At 37.2% G+C, this 22,743-nt stretch carries 24 protein-coding genes and 2 pseudogenes; 22 read left to right on the forward strand and 4 right to left on the reverse strand.

Annotated elements, in window-relative coordinates; genetic code table 11:
• Positions 1–549 precede the first annotated feature (549 nt).
• The 10 genes and pseudogenes from ACP3VS_RS06810 (at position 550) to ACP3VS_RS06855 (ending at position 10,380) form a co-directional block, all read left to right on the forward strand.
• A complete protein-coding gene (locus tag ACP3VS_RS06810) occupies positions 550–1,221 on the forward strand; it encodes a serine/threonine protein kinase (RefSeq protein ID WP_012294831.1) in 672 nt (223 codons plus the stop codon).
• 989 nt (positions 1,222–2,210) lie between these two features.
• Complete coding sequence (locus ACP3VS_RS06815; protein WP_012294830.1) at positions 2,211–3,227, forward strand: choloylglycine hydrolase family protein; 1,017 nt, start codon at positions 2,211–2,213, stop codon at positions 3,225–3,227.
• Positions 3,228–3,396: 169 nt separating this feature from the next.
• Positions 3,397–3,597 carry a transposase gene (locus tag ACP3VS_RS06820; RefSeq protein ID WP_031417914.1) on the forward strand — a complete coding sequence of 67 codons (201 nt, stop codon included), beginning with the start codon at positions 3,397–3,399 and terminating at the stop codon, positions 3,595–3,597.
• Between the two features lie 151 nt (positions 3,598–3,748).
• Positions 3,749–4,089 (forward strand): annotated as a pseudogene (locus ACP3VS_RS06825) (DDE-type integrase/transposase/recombinase); the annotation flags it as partial.
• Between the two features lie 585 nt (positions 4,090–4,674).
• The gene (locus ACP3VS_RS06830) at positions 4,675–5,223 is read left to right on the forward strand and encodes a hypothetical protein (RefSeq protein WP_012294828.1); all 549 of its coding nucleotides are present in this window, start codon (positions 4,675–4,677) and stop codon (positions 5,221–5,223) included.
• A 251-nt stretch (positions 5,224–5,474) separates the two neighbouring features.
• A complete protein-coding gene (locus ACP3VS_RS06835; protein WP_197224311.1) occupies positions 5,475–6,533 on the forward strand; it encodes a suppressor of fused domain protein in 1,059 nt (352 codons plus the stop codon).
• 60 nt (positions 6,534–6,593) lie between these two features.
• Positions 6,594–8,252 (forward strand): DUF6138 family protein, encoded by a 1,659-nt coding sequence (locus ACP3VS_RS06840; protein ID WP_036216670.1) that lies wholly within the window; start codon positions 6,594–6,596, stop codon positions 8,250–8,252.
• 13 nt (positions 8,253–8,265) lie between these two features.
• Positions 8,266–8,961: a DUF4274 domain-containing protein gene (locus ACP3VS_RS06845; protein WP_426388484.1), complete on the forward strand. Its 696-nt coding sequence runs from the start codon at positions 8,266–8,268 to the stop codon at positions 8,959–8,961.
• Positions 8,962–8,977: 16 nt separating this feature from the next.
• The gene (locus ACP3VS_RS06850) at positions 8,978–9,778 is read left to right on the forward strand and encodes a hypothetical protein (protein WP_012294824.1); all 801 of its coding nucleotides are present in this window, start codon (positions 8,978–8,980) and stop codon (positions 9,776–9,778) included.
• Between the two features lie 128 nt (positions 9,779–9,906).
• The gene (locus tag ACP3VS_RS06855) at positions 9,907–10,380 is read left to right on the forward strand and encodes a DUF4259 domain-containing protein (RefSeq protein ID WP_426388485.1); all 474 of its coding nucleotides are present in this window, start codon (positions 9,907–9,909) and stop codon (positions 10,378–10,380) included.
• A gap of 182 nt (positions 10,381–10,562) precedes the next feature.
• Here ACP3VS_RS06855 and ACP3VS_RS06860 read toward each other — a convergent pair whose 3' ends face one another.
• Positions 10,563–11,597 (reverse strand): YdcF family protein, encoded by a 1,035-nt coding sequence (locus ACP3VS_RS06860; RefSeq protein ID WP_426388486.1) that lies wholly within the window; start codon positions 11,595–11,597, stop codon positions 10,563–10,565.
• 241 nt (positions 11,598–11,838) lie between these two features.
• Here ACP3VS_RS06860 and ACP3VS_RS06865 point away from each other — a divergent pair, with 241 nt between their 5' ends.
• Genes ACP3VS_RS06865 through ACP3VS_RS06875 form a run of 3 tightly spaced genes read left to right on the forward strand, consistent with a single transcriptional unit; the run spans position 11,839 to position 13,089 of the window.
• Positions 11,839–12,273, forward strand: a complete 435-nt coding sequence (locus tag ACP3VS_RS06865; RefSeq protein ID WP_012294821.1) for a GNAT family N-acetyltransferase — start codon at positions 11,839–11,841, stop codon at positions 12,271–12,273.
• A 10-nt stretch (positions 12,274–12,283) separates the two neighbouring features.
• The gene (locus ACP3VS_RS06870; protein WP_031417905.1) at positions 12,284–12,757 is read left to right on the forward strand and encodes a nucleoside 2-deoxyribosyltransferase; all 474 of its coding nucleotides are present in this window, start codon (positions 12,284–12,286) and stop codon (positions 12,755–12,757) included.
• Positions 12,758–12,774: 17 nt separating this feature from the next.
• Positions 12,775–13,089, forward strand: coding sequence for a YbjQ family protein (locus tag ACP3VS_RS06875; RefSeq protein ID WP_025117383.1), 315 nt, complete (start codon positions 12,775–12,777; stop codon positions 13,087–13,089).
• Between the two features lie 135 nt (positions 13,090–13,224).
• Here the strand turns inward: ACP3VS_RS06875 and ACP3VS_RS06880 are convergent.
• The 3 genes and pseudogenes from ACP3VS_RS06880 to ACP3VS_RS06890 form a co-directional block, all read right to left on the reverse strand.
• A pseudogene (locus ACP3VS_RS06880) lies at positions 13,225–13,538 on the reverse strand (transposase); the annotation flags it as partial.
• A gap of 355 nt (positions 13,539–13,893) precedes the next feature.
• A complete protein-coding gene (locus tag ACP3VS_RS06885; RefSeq protein WP_036163947.1) occupies positions 13,894–14,262 on the reverse strand; it encodes a hypothetical protein in 369 nt (122 codons plus the stop codon).
• A gap of 78 nt (positions 14,263–14,340) precedes the next feature.
• Complete coding sequence (locus ACP3VS_RS06890; RefSeq protein ID WP_036163946.1) at positions 14,341–14,772, reverse strand: hypothetical protein; 432 nt, start codon at positions 14,770–14,772, stop codon at positions 14,341–14,343.
• A 93-nt stretch (positions 14,773–14,865) separates the two neighbouring features.
• Between ACP3VS_RS06890 and ACP3VS_RS06895 the strand changes: the two genes are divergently transcribed.
• The 9 genes from ACP3VS_RS06895 to ACP3VS_RS06935 all read left to right on the forward strand — a co-directional run bounded on the left by ACP3VS_RS06895 (position 14,866) and on the right by ACP3VS_RS06935 (position 22,629).
• Positions 14,866–16,554 (forward strand): AAA family ATPase, encoded by a 1,689-nt coding sequence (locus ACP3VS_RS06895; RefSeq protein ID WP_031417901.1) that lies wholly within the window; start codon positions 14,866–14,868, stop codon positions 16,552–16,554.
• A gap of 159 nt (positions 16,555–16,713) precedes the next feature.
• Positions 16,714–17,205 carry a DinB family protein gene (locus tag ACP3VS_RS06900; RefSeq protein ID WP_012294813.1) on the forward strand — a complete coding sequence of 164 codons (492 nt, stop codon included), beginning with the start codon at positions 16,714–16,716 and terminating at the stop codon, positions 17,203–17,205.
• Between the two features lie 273 nt (positions 17,206–17,478).
• Complete coding sequence (locus ACP3VS_RS06905; RefSeq protein WP_036161940.1) at positions 17,479–17,985, forward strand: TetR/AcrR family transcriptional regulator; 507 nt, start codon at positions 17,479–17,481, stop codon at positions 17,983–17,985.
• A 104-nt stretch (positions 17,986–18,089) separates the two neighbouring features.
• Entirely contained in the window at positions 18,090–18,509 is a 420-nt protein-coding gene (locus tag ACP3VS_RS06910; protein ID WP_031417895.1) for a DUF3995 domain-containing protein, read from the forward strand.
• Positions 18,510–18,564: 55 nt separating this feature from the next.
• The gene (locus ACP3VS_RS06915; RefSeq protein ID WP_036163945.1) at positions 18,565–19,179 is read left to right on the forward strand and encodes a histidine phosphatase family protein; all 615 of its coding nucleotides are present in this window, start codon (positions 18,565–18,567) and stop codon (positions 19,177–19,179) included.
• An 88-nt stretch (positions 19,180–19,267) separates the two neighbouring features.
• A complete protein-coding gene (locus tag ACP3VS_RS06920; RefSeq protein ID WP_036163942.1) occupies positions 19,268–20,104 on the forward strand; it encodes a D-alanyl-D-alanine carboxypeptidase family protein in 837 nt (278 codons plus the stop codon).
• Positions 20,105–20,258: 154 nt separating this feature from the next.
• Complete coding sequence (locus tag ACP3VS_RS06925) at positions 20,259–20,648, forward strand: GNAT family N-acetyltransferase (protein WP_206700975.1); 390 nt, start codon at positions 20,259–20,261, stop codon at positions 20,646–20,648.
• 36 nt (positions 20,649–20,684) lie between these two features.
• A complete protein-coding gene (locus tag ACP3VS_RS06930) occupies positions 20,685–21,080 on the forward strand; it encodes a VOC family protein (protein WP_012294806.1) in 396 nt (131 codons plus the stop codon).
• A gap of 280 nt (positions 21,081–21,360) precedes the next feature.
• Positions 21,361–22,629 (forward strand): polysaccharide deacetylase family protein, encoded by a 1,269-nt coding sequence (locus ACP3VS_RS06935; protein ID WP_426388487.1) that lies wholly within the window; start codon positions 21,361–21,363, stop codon positions 22,627–22,629.
• The last annotated feature ends 114 nt before the right edge of the window (positions 22,630–22,743 follow it).

The raw sequence follows: 22,743 nt of genomic DNA on the forward strand, positions 1-22,743 counted from the left end.
GCTACTAAGTTTTTTTAACGGTCATTAGAAAAGGGATATCATTCCAATGCTCCTAGGTTTAAAAGCGTAGATACTTCAAGACTTGGTGATGCTCTTAAGGCTGCTGTTAAAAATTTAAATAAGAAAGTTGTAGGAGACACTGAATTGGACTGCATCGTATTTAGTAAGCCTAAGAAAGGACGGAATATAATGAAAATACTATATGTAACATTTGAATCATATGTAGTTTTGTAAAAAAAGATAAACGTTTATAATAAAGTTTGATATAAATCACCTCATTAGTTTTTCTTAGAGCTGATTTTATTGTTGAATGTTTATTTGAAATTCATTTGAATATTGTGAAGAAATGTACTTTAACTAACGAATTAGTAAAAGAACAAATGGATGTTACACTTTAAAGGAATTAGCAAAGTTTGATGGTCAGTAATCTAATAAAGTCTAAGAATAGGTATTCAAAATAATGATGAAAATGATATCCCTTGAGCATTTAGCCACTATAAAGTAATTGGGTATTGTAATTTTCTTCAATGTTAATGAAGGGGAGATTATATGGAAAACGACTGGGACAAAGCTATAGATTCTCTTTCTAAAATTAAAGTTTTTTCAAATCCAAATAACGAGCCAGTAACTATAAGTGGTGAAGCTAATGATTTGAAGTGTATAGGTGTCGGAACAGATGCGGCTGTTTTTCAGTCCCTTTCCTCCCCAGCTTATGCATTTAAAATATATGCCAAGGACAAAGTACACAAAGTAAAAGTTGAAGCTGATGTTTACCGAATATTACAAAATTCACCTTTCTTTCCAACGTGTTTTGCTTCATATGACGAGTTCCTTGTTTTAAGTTACGAAGAAGGAAAAACTCTCTTTGACTGCATATTACTAGGTATTCACATTCCAGAACAGGTTGTAAATGAAGTGGAGGATGCAAGAGAATATGTTCGGAATAAGGGCCTTAACCCTCGTGATATCCATTTGAAAAATATATTACTACAAAATGGAAGAGCAAAAATAATTGATGTTTCTGAATACACACTAAAAGGTAATGATTTTCGATGGGAGCATTTAAAAAAAGGATATGAGCAATACTATCATTTAATAGATGGAAATTCTGTGCCGTTTTGGTTAGTAGAAACGATTCGAAAGTGGTATAACCAGCGGGGAAAGAATTCTTCATATGAAGAGCTTACAAAAAATATTTCTAAATTTCTGTATAAAAAATAATTGAACTAATCGAGGCCTTACTTCATGCATGGAGTAGAGCCTTTTCTACTTAAACAAACGAAGCAAGTTATTTGAAGAAGGATGTTAAATTTCAAAGTAAAGTTGCAAAAATAATGAGAGCAACATGAAAGATATAATAGAAATAATCCTTTGTGTTATAAATGCTGTTATGTTTTTTTGTGTCTGGTTGTTTCTTTCTGTTTTTCTATCGGCAGGGGATGAATGGTGGTCCTTATACATGTTTAATATGTAGGAAATGTCGCCTTTTAATGTAGAAGTATCTTGGTTAAAAGTATTTATTTTCTAATTTTATAGTTAATTCACCTCGTTTTGTTTCATTGCTTAACCACTAAGACCCCTAGCAGCATTTCTTTTAATAAAACCTTTAAAAGTGTCTTTTGAAAGAATGCCTACACTTCAGAAAGAAGTTTCTTCAGCAGTCATTTCCCAATTTTTGTTGATAGTTACATAAGGTATCTTAACCTCATGGCTCGGTATAATTTATAAATCGCCTTTTTCTAATTTTCTGAAAGTCAATATAATGTCAATAGATATTTAAGTACAAATTGTAAATTTATGATTACAAAATGAACAGTTACTACAATGTAATGAAGGTCAAACAATATGTTTAATAAACGTTGATAATGTAACTTTAGTATCGCTTTCTTATATAAGAACCGCCAAAATATGGCGTAACAAACGGCATTATGTGGCGGTGATTGTAAAGGTGTTGTAAAAACACGCCAAAAAATGACGGGAAGAACGCCAAAAAACCGGCGTTAATTTTACCTTGATATACCATAGATGGTAATGATAGGATGTAATTGATCTAGAAACGGAATAGCAACAAAAGTTGAATATGTTCCAAATACTATAGTAAAAATGTACTTTGTAACTTCTAGCGATGCTAATTGTTTAGATGAAGATTTACTAGTTAATCTAAAAATAATTCCGTTAGATTAAATTATTTTTTTCAAAGGAGTGTTTTTATGTTAGGCTGCAGTAGTTTATCAATTCACACAACTGATGAGAAAAGTTTATTCGCTCGTACAATGGATTTTACAATGGAACCAGATAGTAAAGTGATTATTGTGCCACGTAATTATGGAATTCGATTGTTAGAGAAAGATAATAAGGTAATCAAAAATCCATATGCGTTTGTCGGAATGGGAAGTACTGACATCTCATCACCAGTTCTCTATGATGGGGTGAACGAAAAAGGATTGATGGGTGCTATGCTATACTATGCAACTTTTGCGACCTATGCGGACGAACCGAAAGAAGGCTCAAGAGGCATTAATCCGGTTTACGTCGTTTCACAAGTATTAGGAAGCTGCGCAACAATCAATGATGTCGTAGAGAAATTAGCCTCATTTACATTATTAAATGAACCAAACGAAATACTTGGCTTTGCACCACCCCTTCATTATACATTTACAGACTCTACTGGTGAATCGATTGTGATTGAACCAGATAAAACAGGAATTACCATTCATCGACCAACGATTGGGGTCATGACAAATAGCCCTGGTTATGAATGGCATCAGACAAACTTAAGAGCTTACATCGGTGTCACTCCTAATCCACCAGAAGACATTACAATGGGAGAGTTTGAATTAACACCGTTTGGACAAGGGGCAGGTGGATTGGGATTACCAGGTGATTTCACACCATCTGCACGCTTTCTTCGCGTGGCTTATTGGAAGAAATACACGCAACAAGCGAAAAATGAAACAGAAGGTGTGACAAACTTGTTCCACATTCTATCTTCTGTTAATATCCCGAAAGGAGTTGTCATGACAAAAGAAGGGAAAACAGACTATACGATTTACACGGCTACTATGTGTGCACAAAGTAAAAACTATTACTTCAAGCTTTATGATAATAGCCGAATCTCAGCTGTTTCTTTAATGAATGAAGATTTGAATGGCAAAGAGCTAATTACCTTCGAGTGGGATCGTAAACAAGATATAAAACAGTTAAACCAAGCAAATGTTATGAGTTGATATCTGCACCTGTTTTATAGGTGAGCTCCATTTCTATTGTTTTCATTAAGTAGCTACAGAATTATTAATAAGTCACCAAAATAAAGACCAGGCACTCAATTGTGATATGCTCCCTATTAGGTAGACAGATGAAAAAATAAAATCTGTTTATCTAAGGGGAGTATTTTTTATGGGGCGAAGCAAACATCCACTCGAGTTAAAACTACATAACCTTCAATTGTTTGAAGAAGGTCACTATTCTATCAACGAATTGTGTGAAAAATTTTCATTAAATCATCAAACTTTTCATAGATGGAAAATGAAATTTGAGGAGGTGGACGTGAAGGATTACAAGAAGCTACTTCATGTAAGTTCTATTCAAAAGAGTTAAAATTAGCAGCTGTGGAGGACTACATTCAACGAAATTATTCACAGAGGGAGGTGTTGGCGAAATACGAGATTAGCTGTACCTCCGTTTTAAAAAGCTGGGTAAAAAAGTATACTAGTCATAGTGAAAGATTCAGGTAAAGGAATGAGTATTCAAGTCTGTTATTCGTAGAAAGCGCAAGCCTTATCATAAATCCCCTGTACATCATGTGGCTGAGAACGTATTAAATCGAGCATTCACGTTTAATTGTGAGTTTTGTGTTCGGTCATTCGAATAATAATTCCCTTGTTTTCAAAACAATAAAATCAGCTATTCAATCATGACAATCAGCCATTAATACATAGTGATCGAGGTTTTCAATATACATCGAAGGAATTTAAGCGAATTGTGGAAACAGCCAATATGGCACAAAGTATGTCCCGTTTTGGTCGATGTATTGATAACGGACCAACCGAATCATTTTGGGGCACACTGAAGTGTGAGACTGCTTTCCTCTTTTCCATTACATGGTGGCAATACAATAAAATTGTATCAATACTGATAGGTGTTGTCAGCAAGACATTACTATTTGCCCAAGTTGATATAAAACTAGATAAGTAGATAACACAAACAAATTTAAATACTGAAGTAATCAAAACTGTTATTTTAATAGCCTTATATAAGCTTAAATTAATGGATAAAATAGGTACGGCAGCTTCTAAGCTGTTAGTTGGTAATAAGTACATAAAGAAATTAGATATTATGTTTTTATTGTTCTTAGTTACCTGTCCGTCTATTTTTCAGTACTCCAAGTAACCCCAGCAAAAAATCTTCTGTACCCCATTTGTACCCCACATATGAATACAATTAAAGGCATATATATAAAGGTAGTCCAAAAGTTGATTTCTTAGAACGTTGATATCATCATAGTTCCTCAACTTACTAGCAAACAAACCTAAATCTTAAGAAATTCTTCAGGTTCTGCTAAGGAAATATTTAAGATTAATAGTATATACTTATAAAAAAAGGAAATTCACGAAACCATTTGAAGTTTTAAAACGTATTGGTAGTTGTAGAAAGAATATTGGAGTAGGTGAAGAAATGGCACATACGATTTACATAGTATTAACTAAAACAGGGACATTATTATCGAAAGCAATAGGTATGTATACTGGTAGAGAGATGAATCATGCATCAATTGCATTTGATGAGGGGCTATACGAAATGTTTAGCTTTGGACGTAGGCAATTAAACAATCCTTTAAGTGGTGGTTTTTTGCGAGAGGATGCTGAAAGAGGGCTATTTGAGTCAGCGGATTGTGTCATTTATCGTTGTAGAATTTCTCATTATCAATATTTAGAAATGGCTAAAATCGTGCGTTATATGTATTGGAATCGAGATCGTTATAAATACAACTTTATCGGGCTTTTTGGTGTGATGATGCAGAAGGAAGTAAGAAGAGAACGCGCCTATTTTTGTTCCCAGTTTGTAGCCACGCTATTAAAAGTTGGAGGTTTAAAGATTTACCAAAATCCAGCATTAATGACACCTCACTGCCTAGCTCAATTACCATACTTAGAGCAAGTATTTGCTGGGAAACTGGCAGACTATTTACATGTTGTACGTGAGCCAGTTATGATGTATGGCTAACATCTTTCGATTGATAGAACGTATATATTAAAATGTCAGAATAGTAGGTTATTCGGGCAATCTTTTTGGGTATCGAGAAGATGGCCTGATTTTTTGCGTTAGTAATATTTTCCTCGTACGGAATGAAAATAAACCTAGTTGCACGGAAGGTGAAAATGAGTCCTATTGCTGTTAATTGGCTACCATAAAATTGGTATCATAATAATTAGGTTAGTAGAGCTGATAGTGGCAGCTGCAAGGAGGATACGTAGATGAGTGAAGAGGTTACGGTAGGCTGGGATGCGATTGATGAAGCAGTATCACAGGTGTATGGGGAACAGGGGCCAAAGCATTACGGCACCATGATTCCTTATTCTTTAGGTGGACAAGATCCTTTGGATGGTATAAGTGCCTATAAAAGTGAAACACCGGTTCCACATTGGCACTTTGTCACATATGGATTCTCGGAGTTATATGAAAAAGAGCTTGAGAATAAAGACTATAGTGGCTATGGATTTGAATTGACGTTTCGCTTAGTGCGCAGTGAAGATGAAGAGGAGCCCCCAGCGTGGGCGTTGAATTTATTACAGAATATGGGGAGATATGTTTTTAATAGTGGGAATGTTTTTAGAGCAGGTGATTATTTGGATGCTAATGGTCCCATCTGTCTGGATGCTGATACACAATTAACAGCGCTAGCCTTTACGCATGATCCTGAACTTGCTGAAATGGATACGCCGAATGGCAGGGTGGAGTTTATCCAAATGGTCGGTATTACAGAGGATGAACTAGAAGCGATGCAGACATGGAAAACACTCGGTGTGCTACAGGCGGGCATCAACCACATTCCAAGCTATGTTACTGACTTAACACGCTCCTCACTTTTAGGAAACCCTGAAATTGTAGAGGCGGTTGAGCAAGGAATGATGGAAGATGGTTCAAGTACAGGTTTTTTATTTGTTGATCAACTGGCTTGGCAAGCAGGGAAAAAGGGCTGGTTTAACAAACAATCCAATGTTGTTCAATTAGGAGCGAAACAGGCGGATGTCATTGGCAAATTATTACGTGGACGGATTTTAAAGGACAGGAATCTTAGCTTAGTCGGTCAAGAGTTAACTATCGTATTTAAACCAGATAATCTAGTAGACTATCAGCAAAATGAACAGGAAATTACCATTACCTTGAATAAAGAGGCGGTTGAGGAGTTAAGTCAAAAGTTAGTACCGCTAGAAAAACAATTTGCCATATCTTCTTTAAAAGATGTCAGTTTTGAAATTATGAAAACATATATAAAAGATCAAGAAGGAGCGGTTGTGAAAACAATCGGATAAGGTAATCTCTCGCTAAATAATTTTTGGCGAGAGATTTTTCTCTAAGAAAGGGTGAAGCATATGCAGCCATCTATAGAATATTTTTTAGCGGATGTGTGGGATCAACTTACCACCGTCTATCAGCAAGAAAGTCAGCGTCTTGAAGGTATTCAACATCAAAGCCGATTACAAGCAGGTATCTTTAATTATTTAAAAGTCACATGGAAAAAAGGAAACAGTCAATATGGGACTATTTGTATAGATATCTATGAACCATTTAGCTGGAGTGATAGTGCTTATAAGGTAAATGCAGGGACATACATACAGGAAATTATAGAACATAACTATGCTGAGGATCTTTTTTCGGCTTTATGTACAAAAATGGAGCAAATGTTTCAGTCACAGCCATATGGACCCCGATTTTTTGATTACCACTTTCAAGTGATGCTTGAAAGTGAGTTTGGTGAGACTAAGTGGCGGTTTCAAAAGGAGCTTCTTAATCATCAGAAACTAGCGTTAATGAAACAAGAGTTAGCATCTTTTCTTGAAAAGAAGGTGATGGCAGCGCTTCCTGTGCGTCCAAGTGACAATGATGAGTTTTTCTTAGCACAGCATTTAGTCAATCCCCATTTTTTTCAACAAACAGCAGAGGAAATCGAACCAATTATTCGTCAGCTACAGGAAAAACATCTGGCGAATAAAGAGCGTTTAGAAAAGTGGAACTATTATTTTACAAATGCTTTTAAACAATGGGCAGAAGACCATTTTTTAAAGGGCTATTTTCAGCAAACAAGTGATTATAGCAATGAGTGGATACTTAAAAATGAAGAAATAGAACCTTATATGGAGAAGAAAAAGCTAGATTTCTTTCTTTATGTGGCGGTCAAAATCGGTTATAAAGAACCAGCTACTCGTTTAGAATACCTCCACCTTGCTAAACAGCTTGGCTCACAGCAGGCAACGGAGTATTTACAAAAAGGAAGCGGACGTTTTGAAAGTAAGCGCAAAAGTGATTTTTTTGAGGGCGCAGCAAATGATATTTTGCAAACTATAGATATACGAATAAAAAAGGAAGAAGAAGCGGCTTATCGTGAAGCACTTCATTATATCATTCATCTTTTACAGGAAGGCTTTCCAAAGGGCTATAAAATGATGTTAAAAACAAAAGTGAAAAATTTTCTTCCACTAAAAAAGCTAGCCAAATCAAAGCTCCATCAGTTTTTTGCTAATTGCCTATCCTATCCTAGCCTTTTTCCTTTATTAGCAGACTATGCACAAGTGGCGATGGAGGAATATGCATGGTACCAGGATGTAGAGCCAAGTGAAAAATCAGCCATGCCTGGAACCTATGCGATTTTGGGATTAGGGCTATACAGTAAGGATTATTTTCAGCTTGTGCAAAGCTACATGACCCTCGTCGATTCTGAACATCAGTCCGTGCAGGATTCCTATGGGGAGGCTTTTATTGAAGCTCATGGCTTATCGGTTGAGTTTATTCCTGTGCTCGTGGCCATTCTTCTTGGTGCCAATGAATCAGCAAAACCGCTAAAAGGGATTGAAATGATGAAAGTAGACCTGCTAAAGGCGCTCGTTCAGGAATTAGAAAATAAAGAAAGCTATGAGCGTGAATTTGTTTTGTACCAATTATTTGGCGGTGCTAAGAAGCTTGCTCAGCATATTAAACAAGAAACCTCTGATAGGAAGGAGGAGCTTGAGAAATTACAAAAATGGATCACTTAGGAGGGAAAACCAAATGGGATGGGCGGAGGTTAGCAAATCCAACAATCTGGAGATGGTGCGAGATGCTGTGAACAAGCTTGATGTAAATGAACGCGACGCGCGAGGAAGAACACCGTTAATGCTATTTATCACAAACCGAATGACAACGGAAGGGATTGAGCTCCTGCTAGCGCAAAATATTGACTTGGAGGTACAAGATAGGCTGGGTGATACAGCACTCAAAAAAGCTGTGAAATTTAAGCAAAAAGAAGTTATTTCATTACTGCTTACCAGAGGGGTTCCTTTACAGGATCCAGAAGGAATGACAGCGACTGCCTGGTATGCTGCAAGAGCGCATAGCGAAATAGCCGATTTACTGTTGGATACACCTGGTGCCATCAGATTGACCTTGAATTCGGAAGAGCAGCGACAAGTAGATACCATCCTATATGAAGAAAATCTCAATAAGATGTGTCAACACATTAGCGAAGTTTCATCGTCTATTATTTTGCATGCCATAGTCAATCGTTACAACTGGGATGATGGGCCAGAGCCGATGATAGCGGCATTCAACAATCCAGTATGTACGGTGATCACCTTTATGGAAATATTTGAGCTAATGGAGGGTGATTATTGGCTGGCGCAAACAGAAGATGAACTTGAGGGTTCACCTTGGAAGCAGCTGTGGAGAGAGATGGCGGAAAAACTAAAGGTCAAGTTAGGTCTTTAGTAGGAGGAGATTTTTGATGGATCAAAAGGCAAAGAAAATTTTAATGCAAACATATTGGCAATCTGGTAGATGGAGAGACGGGGAATACACGTATACAGAGGAAGATTTTCAGTATGCGAAAAGGATGGGGCTAATGTTTGATCGCTTAACGATTTCCCATGATGAGTGTATACAAAGACTCCGACAGCTTCATGATGAAGTGATAACTAAGGATCTTGTAGTGAGGGCATTTTTGCACAGTCTCTCAACACGTAAAGTATATTTACGGAGTGCGTTATCAAGCTGGGCTCTAACTGCACAACTACCGATCCATACGTATCATGAGCGGCCGGAAGAGCTGGTATCCTATAGTGCCTGTGGCTTTTGTAACGAACATAAATTAATGTCGAATGAAGATTATATTAACGAAGATGTCAATGTCCTTAATTTTGAACGAGTGAAGTGGGGAGGTGTTCGCTTAAATTGGCTAGTGTATTGTTTGCTCGATCTAGAATGTTTAATCAAAGAACAAGAGTCATTGATAGTTTGTGCGGCAGATATAGAGATTGTCAAACAGATGCTAGAGGCTATAAAGTCCTGTAAAGATACGGATGCTGCCAGACAATTAGAAAAGCGTTGGAAGGATGTTTTTAAGTCCAACCAATATGAAAGAGATGCAGTTATGGAAATATGGGGGTATGCTGGCCTATTAGTATCGACAGATGATTATCGCAAGGAACGCGGACGGGGAACAGATTTTTTGGCTATGGCAACTTGGAGAGGACAGGACGGTTATTCAGAGGAAAAAGTGAAATTTTATTTTGGCTCTTATCTATAAAAAGAAGCTTTTTTTTGCAATGATTATAGAGTGCTCAGAAGTTGATTGTTTGCCGTGGCTCTTTTTCATGACGGCTTCATTAGCTTAACAAGCACTAAAATCCTATATGAAGGGCGAGGTGCGACAGGATGGGCGCATGGGGCTATAAAGCATTGGAAAGTGATGAAGGATTAGATGTAGTTGGCATGGTACGGGATTATATAGAACATCATCAAGAATTAACGTATATTCCATTATCGAACATTGTACAGAAAATGAAAAGTAAAGGATTTTTTGGGGAGACCATAGAGGATGTTGACTTTTTCTATGATGTTAGTGCAATGGCGTTAGCAGAGTTGTATATAGATTATCTTGATAATGGGGAATTTTGTGGTCATAAAAGCATCCATTCACAAAAACAACTGATGGCAGACGAAGACTCCTTGGCATTTATTTTAAACTATTTAAAAGACATTCGGGATGAGATGCCAGATCAATACGGAGAGAGAGAAATGATAGAACTATGGCGTGAGTCTGAGAATTGGCTTGAATGGTCATCTAATCTTGCCTATCTCATACAGAGAATCGAGCTCGATATTAGCCATTTGCAACAAAAGGAATGATAGTAAATGCCTTTTACTTGTAATTTCTATTAAGATATAGGCTATGGAGGACAATGATGACTCTACTTTTTAGGCTCTGTCCTACACATATACATTGTTTTTTCACAACGTGCAGAGGTGCTTAGTATGAAAACACCATGAAAGGATTCGAACACGATAGTGTATGGAATCCTTTCAACAGATTAGACAAAGAAAAAGCTGAATAGGGCAAATAAGATGGAAATAATAATAATTGGGGCGATCAATTTCATATGTCGTTTCCGTTCTAAAACAACAATTGCCACATATTCACGAATCATGGCATTTGGCCAATAGTAAAAGGCTGTTTTCGATCCAATGCCCTGACTGTTTAAGCCAGCAAGTCTGGCATAAATTCCTGCACGGAACAAGTGAAAATTATTTGTTGTAAAGATACTGTTATATGCTTCGCCTTGTTTGATATCGTCCATGATTTGTTTCGAAAATAACATGTTTTGATACGTATTAACAGAACGATTTTCTTGTAGCGTATGCTCAATAGGAATGCCTTTTTCAATTGCATACCTTTGCATGGCCTCTGCCTCTGGTAAATTTTCATCAGATCCTTGACCACCAGAAAAGATGATGGTAGGAGGGGTGCTCACTGTTGCTTGTTTATGATAGAAATCGATTGCTTTTTGAATGCGGCTAGCTAACAGGGGCGGCACCTTGTCATTAATTAAGCCACTCCCCAGCACAATGATAAAATCTTGATTATACTTGGGGCGATTAAATTGGTATAGAAAATAAGCTGATAAGAAATTAGATAAATGGATAAAGAAATAAAACGTAATAAGGGATACTCCAGCAAATATCGGTTGGAGATGGCTTGAAAACAAGCTAGCAGGATAGATAATCGGTAGCAGGATAAATAATAAAATACCAAGAGCCACTAGCAAGGTTAAAGAATTAGCCAAGCGTCTACCTTCCCGTTTAATTAATACTCTAGCATTTAAAAACAGACCGAACATTAAAGCAATAATTGCAAAGGGGATGAGAAGAAATAGGGCAATTAGTGGAATAACGACAGCCATTCTTAAAAAGTAAAAATCAGATGAAAAGGAAACAATAAAGCAGAATAACAGAAATGAACAGACAAACATATTAAATAGTAGTCCGTTGATCATCTTTCTCGGATCTTTCCAATAAGAAAAGAGAAAAATGAAAAATAGAATTAGTGGAATAATGCCAAAATACATAAAAATACACCTCTAGTGATGTTGTGGATGGATGATATCTTTCTATTATAAGGAATTATTAGCTGAAATCAACTAACTTCCAGCAAGAGCAATAACATAGACCTTCAAATAAGGAATCGAATAGTATCGATTTGCGTTAAATACATAGAGATCAAACCATTCTTGCTCTCACACTATTTGTTCAAGCATCACGAAGATAAAATATTTCTGTTATACTATCAAACAGATAGAGGTGATGAACATGTATATTGTAGCGATAGAAGGTCTACCCTATGATTGGCTCGAGTCCTTGCAAGAACTACATGCCCATGTCTTTGATGGTGCTATACTAACTGCTGAAAAGCTAGCGATGAAAAATGGCCTTCTTTGCCTCCTGGCGGTAGAGGATGCACATGTAATCGGCTTTAAACTAGGATATCCACATCCCGATGGTGTATTTTATAGCTGGTTGGGTGGTGTTCATTTCACAAAGAGAGGTCAGGGGATTGCTGGAAAATTAATGAAAAAACAGCATGAACATATTAAAGCATTAGGCTTTGACAAGGTTCGTACATATGGCAGGAATACTCGCAAAGCTATGCTCATTGCCAATCTTAAGCATGGTTTTGATATTACTTCAACATTTGTGGATAAAAAGGGAAGACATAAAATCATTTTCGAAAAAACAATAGATTGAGGAGTTCAACATGAAAGCATATTTAGCAAATGGATTATTTTCTTTAGGAGATCGTTTAGTAAATGAACAACTAGCAGCAGCAATTCGTGAAGCAGTACCAGACATTGCCTTATATGTTCCGCAGGAGAATGATGCCATCAATGATAAATCGGCTTACGCGGATAGTTTAGCAATTGCTCAGGCAGACTTAGAGATGCTACAAAATAGTGATGTATTAATTGCCGTATTAGATGGGGTTGAGATTGATTCTGGTGTGGCTGCGGAAATTGGGGCGTTCTCCATGCTGAATCGTCCTATTATTGGTGTACTGACAGATGTTCGCCAACAAGGACGAGATAATATGCAAAAAATAGAGGCATTGGTACGAGATGGGCTTGAGAATCAGTTTGTCTACCGTAATTTATTTGTAATTGGTTTAATTAAACGTAACGGGGTTATTACATCTTCTATTGAAGAGGCTGTGGAAGCTATACAAAAATTGTAACACGAGGAGGAATAATGATGCTATTAGCAACGTCAGATGTTGTAGCTGGAAAAGAAGTGATTGAAACATTAGGTTTAGTGAAGGGGAATTCTGTGCAGTCAAGAAACATTGGGCGTGATATGATGGCTGGACTTCGAAATATTGTGGGCGGAGAGATGAAAGAGTATGCTGAAATGTTAGTGCGCTCCCGTGAAATAGCCACACAGGCAATGGAGGAAGAGGCCAAACAATTAGGCGCAGATGCTGTTGTTGGCGTTCGTTATGCAACGTCTTCCGTGATGGATGGTACATCAGAAGTATTAGTATATGGCACAGCTGTCAGATTAAAATAATATAGTAAATGAATTAAAGTCCTTTCAGACTGTCGACAAAAGGAATTGAGAAGTTCACACTCAATTCCTTTTGTCATTTTTTTCTCTTTCATTATGTTTAAAAATGGTAATTTGATATCCAATAAAACAGACTCTTCAAGTATAACAACTCTTTGAAGCCGCCTGCCACGTCCAAGTAGCTAGTTTCTTTAAATTCATGGTAGCAAGAGAGTAAGCATCGCCTACATGGACAATTTTTTCAGACCTCTAGGTTGTCCATCGCATACCATGCTTTTCCTTTGCATCGGCAAAGACATGCTCAATCGTTTCTTTACGCTATAAATTTGTTTGATGTCATAGGAATGGCGTAAATGTTCAGCTTCCTCCACATACAGTTCCCCAATATGGCGTTGAATGAGCTTTTTGTGATTCTTACTTTCTATACATTGGGAAAGGCTTGGACACTTCGCACCATTCAAAAGTTTCGATGTTTCTCAAAAATTTACCTATGTAGATGGGGTACTTTATGTAGAAGTTGATGGGAACGAAGGGCGGTGACTCCAGTGGGAAAGCGGGAAAGACGAAATCTTGGACTGAGCGAAGCGAGGGAAGCAGCTCGACCCCGCCCGCGGAAAGCGTCCGCCCATAGTGGAAATCAACGGCTTTACTTTATTTAATCAAATGAATGAATGTCCTTTTTTCGAGTCTCCATTTTTGAATATAAAATTTTGTTTCAGTCTATGCAACAAAATGATCATTAGCAGATAAAAAAGAGGAATCGGACTTCGATTTCTCTTTTTCTTGTTATGGACAAACCATTCTATTTTATCTAACTGTTAAAGGTATCGTTTCTGTTTGGTTATCCCAGTTTATGGTGATTTCAACCTCTGTACTTTCAACTGCATTGGAGCATCCGTTAGCCATTATGAAAACACCATTTTTATCCAATGAATCTGAACCAGAAGTTTCTGTTTCATGCTGGAATGTATAGTCAATTTGCTTAGGAAGAGGTTTATCGCCTATATACCGAATAGTACCACTTGTAGCACCACAATGTTCTTGTTTCATTTTGTCATAGGTTACCTCAAACTGTACTTCCCAGTTCTCATTTTCACCTGAAAAAGTCAAAGCCTTTGGTATACAACCAAATAAGAACAACATACAAAGGGAACTAATAAAAAGTTTAATCCTCATCTTTACCCCCTTCAAAAGGTATGGGAACTTATATCACGGATAGGAATATCCATTAGCATGGATTGTGTCTATGTTTTTTTACTGAAAAAGCTTTTCTATGAATGACATATCGAAATCACTTGTAAGTTTGTAATCCTTCATATAGTTTTCTTCATATAAATAAACAAATAAATGTTCGGCATCATCTAAACGTAAGCCAACTTCACGGTCGCTGTTAATTTCCAATGTTATCCAATAAGCCTCTGTAAAATTAGATTTAGTAAACCATACTTTTTTTAATGGTTGCTCGTTCAGTTGCTGCATGATTTGATTCATTTCTGTTGCATCTGTTATCGTTATTGTCTTTTCATCTGAGGCACGAATAATTTCAATCGACTTAATTTCCTCTACATCAAGTCGTTCCGTAACCTCCGTTGAAAAATCCGTGTCACGTGTTAACAGCATTGTAGAGATATACAGAATAAGTAGTGGTAGTAAAATGCCTAGAACTATTTTATATCTTTTTTTCATGCTCTTCTCCTTAAATTCTAAAAATTCGCACATATGTATTCTTATCCACGCTATAATTGAGCATATACTGAAATGATAAAGGAAGGCAATAAAATGACACATAATCATGTAGAAAAAGAACTTTTTTATCCAGATGGAACGATCATGTATCAAGGTGGTGTCAAAAAGAATGATTTTGGTCACGATATTTATGACGGCAAAGGCATATTATTTGACCAAGATGGTGAACGATTATTCGAGGGTGAATTCGTCAATCATATGAAACAAGGAAATGGCAGGATGTATTTAAAAGGGCAACTTATTTATCAGGGCGAATTTATTCAAAATAAAAAACAAGGTCATGGCATTTTATATAAGGATGGTTTCATTCATTATGAAGGGCATTTTCGGAACGATTTAATGGATGGTTATGGCGTTTTATATTATAAAGAAGATCTCATTGCCCCTTATCATTCTTTGCGAGAACAATATCCTCATTTAAATCAGCCACAGTATGAGGGTGATTTTGTTCATGGCATGAAAAAGGGTAAAGGCAAACAATACTATCCAAATGGTTTTTTACAGTACGAAGGTGATTTTATTTGGCATCATATGCAGGGGGCGGGGAAGCTCTATTATTCTACGGAATCACCGACAGCTGAGGAGCTTTCTCTTGGTGTGACAACGCTCCAATATGAAGGCTACTTCTTTGAAGATATGAAGCATGGTAAAGGAAAAATCTATTCTCGACAAGGGGTCCTACAAGCTGAAGGCCAGTTTAAAGAGGATGCGATGACAGGACAAGGAGTACTTTATTATGCAAATGGACAGGCCTCTTATATAGGGGAGCTAGTGCAGGGCAAAAAGCATGGACGTGGTGACTTTTATAATGAAGAAGGAAAGCTTATTTACAGTGGCGAATTTATCGATGATGAACGGTTGCGGATTACGCCTGAAATCGAGCAAGAGATAGAGAAACTACAAATGCAGCTGGATAGCCTTGTAGGTCTGCCAAATGCCAAAAAGGAACTACATAATTTAATTAACTTTATAAAAATTCAAAGTTTGCGGGTGGACCATGGCTTAACAAGTTTTCCTATTACCTATCATCTTGTGTTTTCTGGCAATCCGGGCACAGGAAAAACAACAGTGGCACGTATTATCGGTCAAATTTATAAGTATCTAGGTGTACTATCTAGCGGTCATTTTGTGGAAACTGATCGTGCAGGACTTGTAGCAGGATATGTGGGACAGACAGCATTAAAGGTTCAAGAAGTGGTCCATAAAGCAAAAGGAGGTGTTCTTTTCATTGATGAAGCTTATTCCTTGATCAATGATAAACAAGATGCGTTTGGCAAGGAAGCCATTGATAGTTTATTAAAAGCGATGGAGGATTTACGAGATGACTTAGTGATCATCGTAGCCGGTTATACAGAGCTTATGGATGAATTTTTACAATCAAATCCAGGCTTTAAATCACGTTTTAATCATTTTGTACAGTTTGATAACTTTAGTACGCAGGAACTCTATGAGATTTTTGCTATGCTTTGTCAAACGAATGACTATCATTATGGTGAATCCTTTGCCCATCATATGAAAAGGCAGCTGAATCAAATACCAATAGAAAACATCTCTAATTTCTCGAACGGTCGTTATATTCGAAACTTATTTGAAAAACTAGTAACCATTCAGTCAAACCGGCTAATCCAACAGGCAACGATTACAAAGGAACAGCTGATGACATTTGAGGAGCATGACATCTTATTGGGCATGGCGGAAAATTTATTTGATAATACTTTTTAAAAATAATATGGTTGTGGGTCTGCTCTAGTGTGAGTCGGCTAGTCGATAATTAAATTAAAAGCCTTAGCTGGAATAAAGAGCGAAATAAGCAAAAGAAAACAACTAGTCTAATAGTTCTCAACATAGGAAGGGTATTCACCAAATGGGAGGGAAAAGAAAATGGATGTAAAGACACTTTTATTACAACAATGGACTAGCTGCTTAGATCAGGAAGACTGGTTTCCACCGCTTGAAAAAGTGCTAGAGGATATTACGCTTGAACAGGCAATCTGGAAACCGATTGAGGGGACAACGAATTCCATTTGGGAAATCGTTTGTCATTTACTTTTCTATAAAAAGCGACTCCTCATGCGATATTTTGGTGAAACAGAGAATGAACCGCAGGCAGAAAATAATGACGCTACTTTCCGTTTACCAACTTTGACGTTGCAAAATTGGAAGGATACAAAAGAGGAATATTTGTATGTACATCGTGAACTTGAAAACATATTAGCAAAATCAACACAAGAGGAATTGGAGAGGGAGGTCCGTGGAGAACGAACATTAGTACTTGAACTGAAGAGTATAGCCATGCATGACGCCTATCATATTGGACAAATCGTCTGTCTAAGTAAAATGCTAGGGGGCTGGCCAGGGCAACGCGACTGTTAAAAAGGATTCTGTAGAGCATAGGAACGTCCAACTCGGATGTTCCTATATTTTATACCAGAGCAATGACAATGCCGAAAGAAAAGGGGGAAGCGAATGAAAAAGCTCATAGCCTTTATTCTAGTTTGTGCTATTTTACCACGTGTGCTCACCATCAATTTTACAGTGAATAACCATATCAATGTTCATCATAAAGGCGAGAAAAGTTGAAGAGTCATAACTGAAGTGGTAATATAAGACAAAACATACGCTATCGTATTTTACAGGAGGATGATCATGCAAGTAACGAGAGATGATTGGATAAAAGCTGGCCTACAACAATTAGCAGAAGACGGTATACATAAAGTACGTATCGAGGCACTAGCTCGATCCTTAAACATTAGTAAAGGCAGCTTTTATCATTATTTTCGTGATCATCAGCAACTATTAGAGGCCATGCTCGATTATTGGGAAACACATGCAACAAAGGCCATTATTGAAAGTATGAAGCAGGAAGGAGCTACATTAGAAGAGCTCTTGCGTATAAGTTTTCATAAAGATAAGAAAATAGAAATGGGCATCTATGCTTGGTCTAAATATGATGCCCATGTCGCTACTCGCATTGTTCAAATTGAGGAACAACGAATTGACTGTGTTGCCAAGCTTTATCAAAAAAAGGGTATGGATGGAGAACAATCAATCGATCGAGCAAGGCTTGCTTATTTAACCTATGTTGGCTGGATGACTCGATATGAAGCCAACCCTCATTTTGATTTAGAGAAAATGGTGAAGCTGCTGTTATAGCAATTGATGAGTCCCTAAGAAGGTAAATAACGAATTTCTAGGGACTATATTTATCCTCTAAACATACGATGGCATATGTTGTTACTAGAAAGGGAGGAACGACTATGTTTATTTTATCACTAGTTTCAGTGTGTCTATTATCGTTGATAAGTATTATTCATGTATATTGGGCATTCGGCGGGGGCTGGGGGGCTGGAGCTGTTATTCCCATGAAAGAAGGCAGTCAACAAGCAGTTTTCAGTCCTAGAAGATGGGGAACTCTCAGTGTGGCGATGCTCGTTCTAACAGCGAGTGTTCTCATTCTTGTCCAAGGGGGGTATATAACTGCCATCCCTGCCTCCACCTATTCAAAAGTGGGATGTATCATCTGTGCTATTGTTTTTAGTATACGAGCAATTGGTGATTTCAAATATGTTGGTTTTTTTAAAACCATCAAGCATTCTCAATTTGCTAAACATGATACGAAGTTATACAGTCCCTTATGTTTGTTTTTGGGCTTCGTTTATATCATGTTATTGCTTTAAAAGTATGAATCCTCTAACATGATGAGAGTAAGCTATTGATAGGGGGAACCAATTAATGCAGCAATTGATTTACTTACTTCGTCATGGGGAGACTGAATATAATTCGGAGGGAAGATATCAAGGACAACTAGATTCACCTCTTACGGAGCTTGGTCGAGAGCAAGTGCAACAAAATGCTCGGATGCTGAAAGCCTTCATCGGTCATGCTCATGATTGGAAAATTATATCAAGCCCACTCGGAAGAGCCGTGGAGAGCACAGAAATACTTTGTGAAACGATTGATTACGATAAGAATAATGTGGAGTTTGATCAACGATTAACAGAAGTGGCAGTTGGGCAATGGGCTGGATTAAAAATGTCAGAGATTCAGCAAACTTGGCCTAATTTATTGTTGAACACAGATGCCTTTAATTGGTATTTCCATGCGCCAGATGGGGAAAGCTATGAACAGGTAGTAAACAGATTGTCCTCTTGGCTTAAAGAGATTCAGCAGCATCATCCAAAAGTGATTGTTGTCTCACACGGTCTAACGGGACGTATTTTACGAGGGATTTATGCAGGACTTCATAAAGAAGATGCACTTAAATTAGAGGTTTCTCAAGATGTGTTTTTTAAATTAGCTAATCAAGAAGTGACAAGAATTTGTTCTAATTTCGAAGATGATTATTAACGGATAAAAGCGTATTGGAGCTTTTTTCTTCTAAACTTAAGGAATATTCAAAATTGCCGCCTATTATAATGTGTAGGAGGCGTTTTTTATGAAAAAATCGGTCTTATTTTGCTGTATAATTATCGTGATTTTCGTTTTCTATTATACAAACAAAACACAAGAGTTTGCACAGCTGGAGCTACCATCCTTACATAGTAAAAATGCTTTGCTACTGAATGAACAGGGCGAGGTATTATTTGAAAAAAATGCGGATGCCATTATTTATCCTGCTTCATTAACTAAGATTATGACTGCTATTGTTGCGATTGAAATGACGGATGATTTACAAATGCAAACAATTGTCAAACCACAAACAATTGCCAAATATACAGCTCAAAATGCCTCTATGGCTGGCTTTCATGCAGGTGATTTTGTCACGATTGAAGATTTATTATATGGCACATTGCTTGCATCAGGAGCAGATGCATCGGGTACTCTTGCTGAAGCCATCGCTGGCAGTGAGGATGAATTCGTCACTTACATGAATAATAAAGCGCAGGAACTTGGCATGGACACTACGCATTTTGTCAATACAAGTGGCCTACATGATGAGGCACATGTATCAAGCCTACAGGATATTAGTAAGCTTCTCCGTTATGCATTAGAAAACCCTACTTTTTATCGAATATTTACTTCGAAAACATACACGACACATGTTCCTACAGCATTGCTAATATCTAATTCATTATTTACGAGAATGCCTGGCATGGATGGAACAATCTTGGGCGGAAAAACGGGATATACGCCAGAGGCAGGGTTATGTCTAGCATCTTTAATGGAAAAAGATGGGCGAAAATTTCTGTTTATTACGACAAATGCTCCAGGCTATGCTTGGACACCACCCCCGCATATCGAAGATGCTTTGACAGCCTACGATGCTCTATAATGGTTGGTTATTTATGTTAAACTATAAATGTTTGTGAGGGAATGAAAGAAATAAATAAATAACAGTTGCCAAATACCATGGAGGTAGAGGAATCGTGAACCAACACCCATTTAAAATTATCCCGTATAACCCCACATATGCGGAACAAACCGTGATGATGTGGCGAGACAGCAAGAAGCAGGCTATTGGCCAGGAAGAAAGGCATAGCATGGAAAGCCATATTTATTTTTTAAACCATATATTACTTGAAGAATTTCAAATAGATATAGCGCTAATGGATAATCAAGTCATTGGAATAATTGCTTATAATGAAAGTGAAATTAGTCAGCTATATATTCATATTGATTATCAAGGATTAGGGGTAGGCCAAACATTACTAGACAAAGTAAAAAAACAGTCGAATGGGAGATTAACACTATTTACGTTTGAAGTAAATAAAAACGCACAACGGTTTTATGAAAAGAATGGATTTACTATTATTGGAAGAGGGTATAAAAATGAAGAGAATTTACCGGATATTCAATATGAATGGATAAATAAATGAATAGGTAAAAAATTTGTTGAAAAGGAGCTTATCCATTTGTCACAAGGACTTATTCACCATATAGAAATAAATGTTTCTAATTTGCACAACACTATTCATTTTTGGGGATGGTTTTTAGAGGAATTAGGTTATCAACCTTTTCAGGAATGGGAAAGTGGTCGGAGCTGGAAAATAGACGACACCTATATTGTTTTTGTCCAAACGAAAGAAAGGTTTATGGATATCGCTTATCATCGAAGTCGTGTAGGTTTAAATCATTTAGCGTTCCATGCAAGTTCCCGTCAACAGGTGGATGATATGACAAAGAAACTAAGAGAAAGGGGTGTTACTATTCTTTATGCCAATAAGCATCCTTTTGGAGGGGGAGAAGAGCATTACGCTGTATATTTTGAGGACCCTGATAGAATAAAGGTTGAATTAGTAGCACCATAAATTTTATGCTTACAGCATGGCATACGTTGTTCGTATTGTTAAAACGCTTCTAATATTGGGAATCACTTGAAGCAAGAAATGTTGGTGCAGAAATCAACATGATGGATGCATAGTTTTATAGAAAATAGGGTAGGAGTACTGTATCCATGACTTTCTAAAAAACTTGAATTTGGAATCTAGTTGATTATAACTATTTTCTGGTATAGACGATTACTCTATAATGAAAGTTAAATCTTAGCAATTTTACAGACATGGAAAGACATCAAGGGCGGTGTAAATAATGAAAAAATTTTTACCTTATGCTTATGCTTTTTGTTTGACGTTTTTACTAGGCTTAATGATGGGGCAGCTGACAGCAAGTGCTGAAGGATCAGTAAAGATTCAAAAGGTTAATAAAGATGCGGTTATTTTCGAGGAGCCATCCATAAATAGCACGCCAATCGGAGAAGTGGTGAAGGGCAGCTTCATCCAAGTAACCCAAGCAAGTAAAGGGTGGACACATATTCAAACGCCCGAACAGGCCGGCTATGTGACAACCGACGTTTTAGTTAAGGTAAAATCGGAGGGATATTTAGTCATTCAGAAGGGTGGCACTTCTTTATTTACGGAGCCAAGTCAAAATGCTCGGCATGTTGGTCAACTATACGAAGGACGTATGGTATATGTATATGGCACAGCACCGGGAGGCTGGTCTTTCGCCCAATACGGTGAAGATATAGGCTATGTAGCAACAAATGCTCTCAAGAAACCTGTACCAACAAAGAAGCAAATCTATGCTCCAAATGGTGCTGTTTTACGCTTGACGGCTAGTCCAAGTGGAGAAGTTTTAGGAACGTTGTCAAATAAGTTGACTGTACAGCATTACATAACGCTTGCGGGCTGGGCTTATGTAGAAGCGGGCGACCAAAAAGGGTATGTCAAAGCTTCTGAATTAGCCAATATCCAGCTTACTAATAATAAAGTTTATAATAAAGGTGTGCCAGCACCAAAGGGTTCAAAAAAACGTGTAGCTTTAACCTTTGATGATGGGCCAGACGCCAAAGTAACACCGCAAATATTAGCTACTTTACAAAAATACGATGCAAAGGCAACATTTTTTATGGTTGGGAGAAATGTTCCAAAAAACGCTACAATCGTCAAGCAAATCTATGACGCTGGGCATGAAATTGGCAATCATACATCAAACCATAAAAAATTAACTGCTTTATCTATCTCGGGTGTCAGACAAGAAGTAAATGGCACAAGCAATGCCATCTATGCAGCGATTGGTCAGTATCCAACTGTTTTCCGTCCACCATATGGGGCGACAAATGAACAAGTTCGTTCGGTAATGACAATTCCTTCAATCTTGTGGTCCATTGATACGCTTGATTGGAAGCATCATAATCCAGATGAAATTTTAGCGTATGTGAAAGCATCTGTAAAAGATGGCAGTATTATTTTAATGCATGATATCCATCAAACGACTGCCAATGGTTTAGATAATGTCCTTCTTTATTTACAAAAGCAAGGCTATGAGTTTGTTACTGTTAGTGAAATTTTACAATAATATACGATCTAAAATCTAAATCCGATCATTTTTTAGGATTTAGATTTTTTTGTTGGGTGAATTCTTTCAATGAATTTTGAGTGGAACTGGAGTAGTGACCTTACCATAATGGAA

The organism is Lysinibacillus sp. VIII_CA, assembly GCF_049943995.1.
Taxonomy (GTDB): domain Bacteria; phylum Bacillota; class Bacilli; order Bacillales_A; family Planococcaceae; genus Lysinibacillus; species Lysinibacillus pinottii.